The following is a 9,273-nucleotide window of genomic DNA, read 5'->3' as shown; positions in this document are numbered from 1 at the left end:
TTCGAACCCTCGATGGGAGTTAAAGCCCATACTCCCTTAGCAGGGGAGCGCCTTCGGCCACTCGGCCACCTCTCCGTTTCTTGGCGCACATATTACTGTCTGCCGAAAATAAGTCAAACCCTTTTTAAGAAAGCATTCCCGTTTGAGCTGTTTTTAAGCACCTTGCTTGTATAACAGTCTAACTTCTCCTTCAAATTGGATTTTTTAACTGTTTATGGAAACTTATAGACTCGAAAATTTGAAAAGTCAGCTATCAACTGACGACTAGAATTCTTCAATTGATCTCATTAAGATCAAAAGTTACCCACATCGATTAGTATTAGCATATTCAAGAGACATAAAATAAAAAAGCCAGTTATTAACTGGCTTCTAGAATTCTTAAATTGATCTGGATTAGATCAAAAGTTACCGCCTTCTGATGGCGTACCTGATTTTTCAGACTGAATGCGCTGGTAAATCTCTTCACGATGCACAGAGACTTCTTTAGGTGCATTTACACCAATTCTTACTTGGTTACCTTTAACGCCTAATACAGTGACAGTTACTTCATCACCAATCATCAGTGTTTCACCAACACGACGAGTCAATATCAGCATTATTTTGCTCCTTTAGTTCCTAATTCTGCTTTATACGGCATAATTCCGTTATAACTGTATTATAAGGTTAGCTTAGTACAAAATAACAGTATTCTATGAGAAAAGCGTCAAATAATTACACCTTTTTCAGTAAAATATCACAGTTAAGTGTTTGAAACCTTTTTAACCAGATTGAGAATAACTTTTACCCAATAAATATCATTATCAGGTGTTAACATTAAACTAGCATGAATTAGAAGATTACCCAAATCTAAGGCTACAATATACAAACTTAGGCTAAACAACTCTCTAATTCAGTTTTAAAATAAAGGCTATTCATCTTAAATTCCCTGCCCATAAACATCAGTTAAAATCACTATCAACCGGATATATACTCGCAGGCAAAAACCGTTTTAATAAATCAAAATAAGTTTATTTATTCCATAAAAAAACGTCCATAACGGACGTTTTTATTTAAGGTTAGCTATCGCTTTAGCCTATTTAAGACAGTTTAGCGGTTATCCAAGGGATAACTTGCTCTAACGCGCCGTCAAGGTTCTCTGGCTGGCTACCGCCAGCTTGAGCCATGTCAGGACGTCCGCCACCTTTACCACCAACTTGAACAGCGATAGAAGCGACTAATTCACCCGCTTTGACTTTGCCAGTCAAATCTTTAGTCACACCAACAATCAAGTTAACCTTATCTTCGCCTGCGATAGCAAGAACCACAATACCAGATTGTAGCTTTTGCTTAAGCTCATCTTGCAGGCCGCGTAGTGCGCCTGCATCGATACCTTCAAGCTTCTTAACTAACACCTTAACGCCATTTACATCAACAGCTTCGCCAGCAAGATCGGCACTTGTCGCTGCAGCCAGCTTATCTTTCAACTGAGATAGCTCCTTTTCAAGCTGCTTAGTTTTATCAAGCTGCGCCTTAAGCTTAGTCACCACTGAAGCACTGTCACCCTTTAATAGTGCAGCAGCTTCTTCTAGGTCTGCTTGTTGCTTAGCAACATAGGCCATAGCAGCAGCACCGGTTACAGCCTCGATACGACGCACGCCTGCAGCAATACCACCTTCAGAGGTGATCTTGAATAAACCTATATCTCCAGTACGGCCAACGTGAGTACCACCACATAGCTCAATAGAGAAGTCACCCATGGTCACAACACGTACTTCAGAATCATATTTCTCACCAAACAGTGCCATTGCACCTTTTTCTTTGGCAGATTCGATATCCATGACTTCAGCAGTCAATTCGTGGTTACGACGAATTTGTGTATTAACAAGCTCTTCAACCTCTTTCAGCTCATGCGCTTTAACACCTTCAAAGTGAGAGAAGTCAAAACGTAAGCGGTCTGGATCGACCAAAGAACCTTTTTGAGTCACGTGAGTACCAAGTACTTGACGTAGCGCTGCGTGTAAAAGGTGGGTAACTGAGTGATTTAGCTCTGTTCTATGACGTAGCTTCTTATCAACATTAGCGGTTAATGCCTGACCGGTTTTAAGCTCGCCAGTGATAACACGCCCGATATGTCCAATTGCTTGACCATACTTTTGTGTGTCAGTAACAGTGAACTCAACTCCCTCTGCAATCAATATACCTTTATCGCCACTTTGACCGCCCGACTCACCATAAAATGGTGTGTTGTCGAGTACAATAACCGCTTCATCACCTGCCGCAATAGCGTCTGTTGCTTCACCTGATGTGAAGATAGCCGTTACTGTCGCTTGGTTATTAAGCTCGGTATAACCAGTGAAACGACTTTGTTCGTCAATTTTTAAACCTTCGTTATAGTCGGTATCAAACTGACCCGCAGCCTGTGCGCGACTGCGCTGCTCCGCCATTGCCACTTCAAAGCCAGCTTCATCGACAGTGATTTCACGCTCACGACAAACATCAGCAGTTAAATCGACAGGGAAGCCATAGGTGTCATAAAGCTTAAATGCTGTTTCGCCATCTAAAACATCAGTTGTTAATGCTGATAGCGCGGCATCCAAAATACCTAGCCCACGCTCTAATGTACGAGCAAACTGCTCCTCTTCAGCTTTAAGCGACTTCTCAACAATAGCTTGAGTCTCTTGCAAGCCTTTCGCTGCATCGCCCATCACTTCGATGAGTGTTGGCACTAACTTATAAAAGAAGCTTTCAGTTGCACCTAGCTTATTACCGTGACGGACTGCACGACGAATAATACGACGCAGTACATAGCCGCGGCCTTCATTTGACGGCATAACGCCATCCGCAATCAAGAAGGCACATGAACGAATATGGTCAGCAATCACACGTAGCGATTTGTTTTCAAGATCTGTTACACCAAGAATAGCGGCCGCTTTCTTGATTAACGCTTGGAAAATATCAATCTCATAGTTTGAATGTACACCCTGCATAATGGCAGCGATACGCTCAATACCCATACCAGTATCAACAGATGGCTTAGGCAGTGGCTTCATCTCACCGTCAGCTTGACGGTTGTACTGCATAAATACGATGTTCCAGATCTCAATAAAGCGATCGCCATCTTCTTCAGGTGTACCAGGGCGTCCACCCCAGATATGATCGCCATGATCATAGAAGATTTCAGAACAAGGTCCACAAGGACCTGTGTCGCCCATTTGCCAGAAGTTATCTGATGCGTAAGCTGCACCTTTATTGTCGCCGATGCGGATAATGTTTTCTGCTGCAACGCCAATTTTCTTATTCCAGATTTCAAACGCTTCATCATCTGTTTCATAAATAGTGACGCAAAGACGCTCTTTTGGCAGCTTTAATTCTTCAGTAAGGAAAGTCCATGCAAAGTTAATCGCTTCTTCTTTGAAGTAATCACCAAAGCTAAAGTTACCTAACATTTCAAAGAAAGTATGGTGACGAGCTGTATAGCCAACGTTATCTAAATCGTTGTGCTTACCACCCGCGCGTACACAGCGCTGTGAAGAAGTTGCACGAGAGTAACTACGCTTATCAGCACCCAAAAACACATCTTTAAACTGGTTCATACCCGCATTAGTAAATAGTAGGGTTGGATCGTTCACAGGAACGAGCGAACTACTATCAACGACCTGGTGACCATTTGTGCGGAAATATTCCAAAAAAGCACTTCGCAGTGCTGCAGTGGTTTGATACATGAAACCGTCCTGAATTAGGTTGTGCAAATAGCTCCAAAAGAGCTGAGTGATAAATTTTTATGGATAGCATTATAAGCAGAGTCATGGCTAACAACCAGCCCTGTTGATACAAAACTGTGTAGTGGCTAAGAAATTAGCGCCCTGAAGCTTGAATGAGTCAATATAAGAAGATAACGGAATCTGCTAAATACTTGCTAGCGCATCAAATGTAGCCGTTTGTAGTTCGTCATAAACACAGTTGCGCAATGGGGAATATCATGACGCAATGAGTTTGTCGCTATCGAAGAGTTTTTAGTTGCAGAAAATAGAAATCTTGGATGGGTGATCTAGTCGAGCTCTCTTACGAGAATGGTCGCGGCGCACAGAGTTATTCATCGTGGAATAAAACTCATAGCGCAACCGCGAAATGCATAGCTGAAAGGCTCAGCTATGCATTTAGAGTGGGCTTAAAATACTTCGCCAGTCTCTAAGTCAACGTTGTCACCGGCTGTATCGGCAGCCTCAGCAGTAACCTTCTCACCTTTGCCTAACAGCATAGCGCGTAGCGTCGTTTCGATTTCATCTGACACTGCAGGATTTTCGATTAAGTACTTACCTGCGTTTGCACGGCCTTGACCAATCTTATTGCCTTTATAGGCATACCAGGCACCTGACTTTTCAATTAGCTTATGCATAACACCTAAGTCAACGAGCTCGCCAGTTTTGTTAATGCCTTGGCCATAAAGGATCTGAAATTCAGCTTGTTTAAATGGCGCAGCAATCTTGTTCTTAACCACTTTTACACGGGTCTCGTTTCCGATCACTTCTTCTCTATCTTTAATCGCACCAGTACGGCGAATATCTAGACGAACTGAAGCGTAGAACTTAAGAGCGTTACCACCCGTTGTCGTCTCTGGATTACCAAACATAACACCAATTTTCATACGAATTTGGTTAATGAAGATTAGCAAAGTGTTTGACTGCTTAAGGTTACCAGCAAGCTTACGCATCGCTTGGCTCATCATACGCGCCGCAAGGCCCATGTGAGAGTCACCAATTTCACCTTCGATTTCAGCTTTTGGTGTCAATGCTGCTACCGAGTCAACGACGATAACATCTACAGCACCACTGCGTGTTAATGCGTCACAAATTTCTAGTGCTTGCTCACCTGTATCAGGCTGAGAACAAAGTAGGTTATCGATATCAACACCTAGCTTTTTAGCATAAATAGGGTCTAGAGCATGCTCTGCATCGATAAAGGCACAGGTTTTTCCCTGCTTCTGAGCTGCTGCAATCACTTCTAGGGTCAGTGTTGTTTTACCTGATGACTCTGGACCGTAGATTTCAACGATACGACCCATAGGCAATCCGCCTGCACCTAAAGCAACATCCAAAGATAATGAGCCAGTAGAAATCGTTTCTACGTCCATTGAACGGTCTTCACCTAGCTTCATGATTGAGCCTTTACCAAACTGCTTCTCAATCTGACCTAAAACGGCGTTCAGTGCTTTCTCTTTATTTGGATCTATCTTCATTCTGATATCCTCTGGATCACAGTGCTACACGGTATTGGCACTGAATTTTCATTTGGTGACGACTCATTTTAGCCTTGGCTAGAGCCTCAATATGAAACTAGTATACTGTACAATCATACAGTATCAAGTGCTGTGTAAAAATATTTTACAAAAAGTTTAAAATCAATCATTTAGGAGCATCTAGCATTTTTGCACAGTAATTTATTGCTGAAACACTGTAAGAATTCCGCCTAATCTAGACAAAATATTGTTAAGATTAGCGCCAATATTGTTTCAGGCGCTTTTAGCCGCCACAGTAAATCACAGGCAAAACAAATCGATGACCGCTATTGATCCGCAAAGCTTAGAAAAACATACCCCAATGATGCGTCAATATTTGACGTTAAAAGCCCAACATCCAGACATGTTGCTCTTTTATCGTATGGGCGATTTCTATGAGCTCTTTTATGAGGATGCCAAACGAGCCTCTGAGCTACTAGGGATCTCATTAACCGCACGAGGTAAAAGTGGTGGAGACCCGATTCCGATGGCAGGTCTGCCCTATCATGCGGTTGAAGGTTATCTGGCCAAGCTAGTGCAACTTCGTGTTTCGGTAGCGATTTGCGAACAAATTGGCGATCCTGCGACCTCTAAGGGACCGGTTGAACGTAAAGTAGTACGTATCGTTACCCCTGGAACCTTAACCGATGAAGCCCTACTGCAAGAAAGACAAGACAACTTACTTGCAGCGCTTTACCAGGGTAAAACCGGTTACGGCTATGCAACTTTAGATGTTGCTTCAGGTCGTTTTGTCATTACTGAACTTGCCAATACTGAAGCGCTTGAAGCCGAGTTACAACGGACCAACCCCGCTGAATTACTCTATAGCGAAGACTTCTCTGAAATGAGTCTAATCGCTGCAATGAATGGCACTCGACGCCGACCAGAATGGGAGTTCGACTACGACACTTGCCATCGATTACTGCTCAATCAGTTCGGCACTAAAGATTTAAAAGGCTTTGGCATCGAAGACGCGAGACTGTCACTCCAGGCTGCAGGCTGCTTAATGCAGTACGTCAAAGATACTCAACGTACCGCACTACCACATATCAACTCGATTGTGCGTTTTAATCAATCTGACAGCATAGTGCTAGATGCTGCAACGCGTCGTAACTTAGAGCTAACGGTGAACTTGCAAGGTGGGCGAGAAAACACCCTCGCCTCCGTGCTCGATAACACTGTTACGCCTATGGGCAGTCGTATGCTGCAGCGCTGGTTACATCAGCCACTTCGTGACCATGATATTATTCGTGCAAGACAGGCCTCGATTGAAGAGTTGCTGGGTAATGGTCACTATGAAGTGCTATCGGAAGATTTAAAAGCCCTTGGTGATATTGAGCGAATTACTGCACGTATTGCCCTACGCAATGCCCGTCCACGAGACTTTGCTCGCTTACGTCAAGCGCTCGCATTACTACCCCAGTTGCAACAAACGTTGACTCAAGCTACTGCTGCACACCTTAAATATCTATCGCAAGTGATTGGTGAGTTCCCCGATGAACTTGAGCTACTATCACGCGCCGTAGTCGATAATCCTCCGATGCTAATTCGTGATGGTGGTGTGATCCGTGAAGGATACAACGAAGAGCTCGATCAATGGCGTAAACTCAGTGAAGGCGCAACCGATTACCTTCATGAGCTTGAAGCTAGAGAAAAACACCAGACAGGAATTTCTACGTTAAAGGTCGGCTACAATCGCGTTCATGGCTACTATATCGAAGTCAGTCGCCGTGAGTCTGACTTGGTACCACTAAGCTACCAACGTAGACAAACACTCAAGAACACTGAACGCTATATTATCCCTGAGCTTAAAGAGCACGAAGAAAAGGTATTATCTAGCCAAGGTAAAGCGTTAGCGCTTGAAAAGCAGCTTTGGGAACAACTGTTTGATCTTATCTTGCCTAAATTACATGAGTTACAAGATTTTGCTAGAGCCTCTGCTGAATTAGACGTGCTATGTAATTTTGCCGAGCGTGCAGAGAGCCTGAACTATCACTGCCCAGAGCTATCAACTATTTCAGGGATCCAAATAGAAGCGGGTCGCCATCCAGTGGTAGAGCAAGTCAGCCAAAGCCCATTTATTGCCAATCCTGTGACTTTAAACAATCAACGCAAGATGTTAATTGTGACAGGTCCAAACATGGGCGGTAAATCTACCTATATGCGCCAAGTCGCATTGATTACCCTAATGGCACATATTGGCTGTTATGTTCCAGCAGAGCATGCCGTTATTGGTCCTGTAGATCGAATATTCACCCGAATCGGTGCATCTGATGATTTAGCCTCTGGCCGTTCAACTTTCATGGTCGAGATGACTGAAACTGCCAACATCTTACATAACGCGACCCCTAACAGCTTAGTGTTGATGGATGAAATTGGCCGTGGAACTTCAACTTACGATGGTCTTTCACTTGCTTGGTCTGCTGCAGAGTATTTGGCTACACACTTACAAGCAATGACGCTATTTGCCACCCATTACTTTGAGTTAACTCAACTGCCAGAGCAATTATCTAATGTGGAGAATGTGCATTTAGATGCCGTCGAGCATGGCGATAACATTGTATTTATGCATGCTGTTCAAGAAGGTGCAGCGAGCCGCAGTTATGGCCTACAGGTAGCTGCGCTTGCCGGTGTGCCTAATTGTGTGATTAGCGCCGCAAAGCATAAGTTGCATCAGTTAGAAAGCCGCGATCATGATAATCAATCCAATAATGCTCAGCAGCCTTTACAGCAAAGCATGAGCTTTTCAGCACCGGCGCCATCTCCCGCTTTGGAAGCATTAGCCAAGCTAAACCCGGATGAATTAACGCCAAGACAAGCATTAGATTATCTATACAACCTTAAGAAGTTGACACTTTAATTGTTTGAAGTGCTCAGTCGCCATATTGCTTCAATATGGCTAAATTAAAGTGCGCTGAGCTAAAGTGCGCTAAACGCCAAACATGAGATACTAAAAAAGCGCAGTTGATAATCAGCTGCGCTTTTATTTATACCCTTACTTTTTATACTCTAGATTACATTCTAGATTACACTCTGAAGATTGCTTCTACAGAAAGGCCTTGCGCCCCCAGTAAGTCCTTCAAGCGCTTAAGCGCCTCGACCTGAATTTGACGTACTCTTTCACGAGTCAAACCAATCTCTTTGCCTACATTTTCTAGAGTTGACGGCTCATAACCTAACAAACCGAATCGGCGCGCTAGCACTTCTCGTTGCTTAGTATTGAGTTCATCTAACCACTTAACAACGGACTTAGACATATCTTCATCCTGAACCTTATAATCTGGCCCTACGTTGTCATCATCAGCAAGTACATCTAATAAGGCTTTATCACTTTCGCCACCTAGCGGTGTATCGACAGAAGTAATTCTTTCATTGAGCTTGAGCATACGGCTAACATCTGCACTCGGTAAATCGAGTTGGTCAGCGATCTCTTCTGCTGTCGGTTCGTGATCCAGCTTATGTGCGAGCTCTCTGGCTGTACGCAAATAAACATTAAGCTCTTTGACAACATGAATAGGTAAGCGAATAGTACGAGTCTGATTCATGATTGCTCGTTCAATCGTCTGTCTAATCCACCATGTTGCATAGGTTGAGAATCTGAAACCACGCTCGGGGTCAAATTTTTCTACGGCACGGATCAAGCCCAAATTACCTTCTTCGATAAGATCTAGCAGCGCTAAGCCACGATTATTGTATCGACGAGCAATTTTTACGACTAGCCTGAGGTTACTTTCAATCATACGATTGCGAGATTTCTCACAGCCTTTTAAGGACTTTCGTGAAAAATAGACTTCTTCCTCAGCACTGAGGAGGGGGGAAAAACCAATTTCGCCTAGATACAATTGAGTCGCATCTAGATTTTTTTGTAGATCATCTTGTACTTGCTGCTCAAGTTCAGCTTCTTTGATCTCTTGTTTAGTATCTTTATTCGTTAACTGATCTGCAGATTGACTTTTAGCGTTATCTGCTACAACGGCATTACTTACTCTGCCCATAATATCTCTCCCGAATTTCTAAAT

General features: G+C 43.4%; 5 protein-coding genes. 1 reads left to right on the top strand and 4 read right to left on the bottom strand.

From position 1 onward, the window contains the following. Positions 1–398: 398 nt before the first annotated feature. The 3 genes from csrA to recA all read right to left on the bottom strand — a co-directional run bounded on the left by csrA (position 399) and on the right by recA (position 5,215). A complete protein-coding gene (csrA, locus tag ACVBIU_RS10405) occupies positions 399–596 on the bottom strand; it encodes a carbon storage regulator CsrA (RefSeq protein WP_006082602.1) in 198 nt (65 codons plus the stop codon). A gap of 480 nt (positions 597–1,076) precedes the next feature. Then, positions 1,077–3,701, bottom strand: a complete 2,625-nt coding sequence (gene alaS / locus ACVBIU_RS10400) for an alanine--tRNA ligase (RefSeq protein ID WP_447161859.1) — start codon at positions 3,699–3,701, stop codon at positions 1,077–1,079. A 446-nt stretch (positions 3,702–4,147) separates the two neighbouring features. Further along, a complete protein-coding gene (recA, locus tag ACVBIU_RS10395; protein WP_447161860.1) occupies positions 4,148–5,215 on the bottom strand; it encodes a recombinase RecA in 1,068 nt (355 codons plus the stop codon). Between the two features lie 319 nt (positions 5,216–5,534). Between recA and mutS the strand changes: the two genes are divergently transcribed. Continuing rightward, a complete protein-coding gene (mutS, locus tag ACVBIU_RS10390; RefSeq protein WP_447163648.1) occupies positions 5,535–8,114 on the top strand; it encodes a DNA mismatch repair protein MutS in 2,580 nt (859 codons plus the stop codon). A 166-nt stretch (positions 8,115–8,280) separates the two neighbouring features. Here mutS and rpoS read toward each other — a convergent pair whose 3' ends face one another. Continuing rightward, on the bottom strand, positions 8,281–9,249 hold the full coding sequence (gene rpoS / locus ACVBIU_RS10385) for an RNA polymerase sigma factor RpoS (RefSeq protein ID WP_447161862.1): 969 nt from the start codon (positions 9,247–9,249) through the stop codon (positions 8,281–8,283). Positions 9,250–9,273: the final 24 nt, after the last annotated feature.

Source organism: Shewanella sp. 30m-14, from assembly GCF_052977125.1.
This window is presented reverse-complemented; position numbering and strand designations above follow the sequence as displayed.

Coding starts and splice junctions, on each gene's coding strand:
- rpoS (WP_447161862.1), bottom strand. CDS start 9,249: ATGGGCAGAGTAAGTAATGCCGTTGTAGCAGATAACGCTAAAAGTCAA.
- recA (WP_447161860.1), bottom strand. CDS start 5,215: ATGAAGATAGATCCAAATAAAGAGAAAGCACTGAACGCCGTTTTAGGT.
- alaS (WP_447161859.1), bottom strand. CDS start 3,701: ATGTATCAAACCACTGCAGCACTGCGAAGTGCTTTTTTGGAATATTTC.
- mutS (WP_447163648.1), top strand. CDS start 5,535: ATGACCGCTATTGATCCGCAAAGCTTAGAAAAACATACCCCAATGATG.
- csrA (WP_006082602.1), bottom strand. CDS start 596: ATGCTGATATTGACTCGTCGTGTTGGTGAAACACTGATGATTGGTGAT.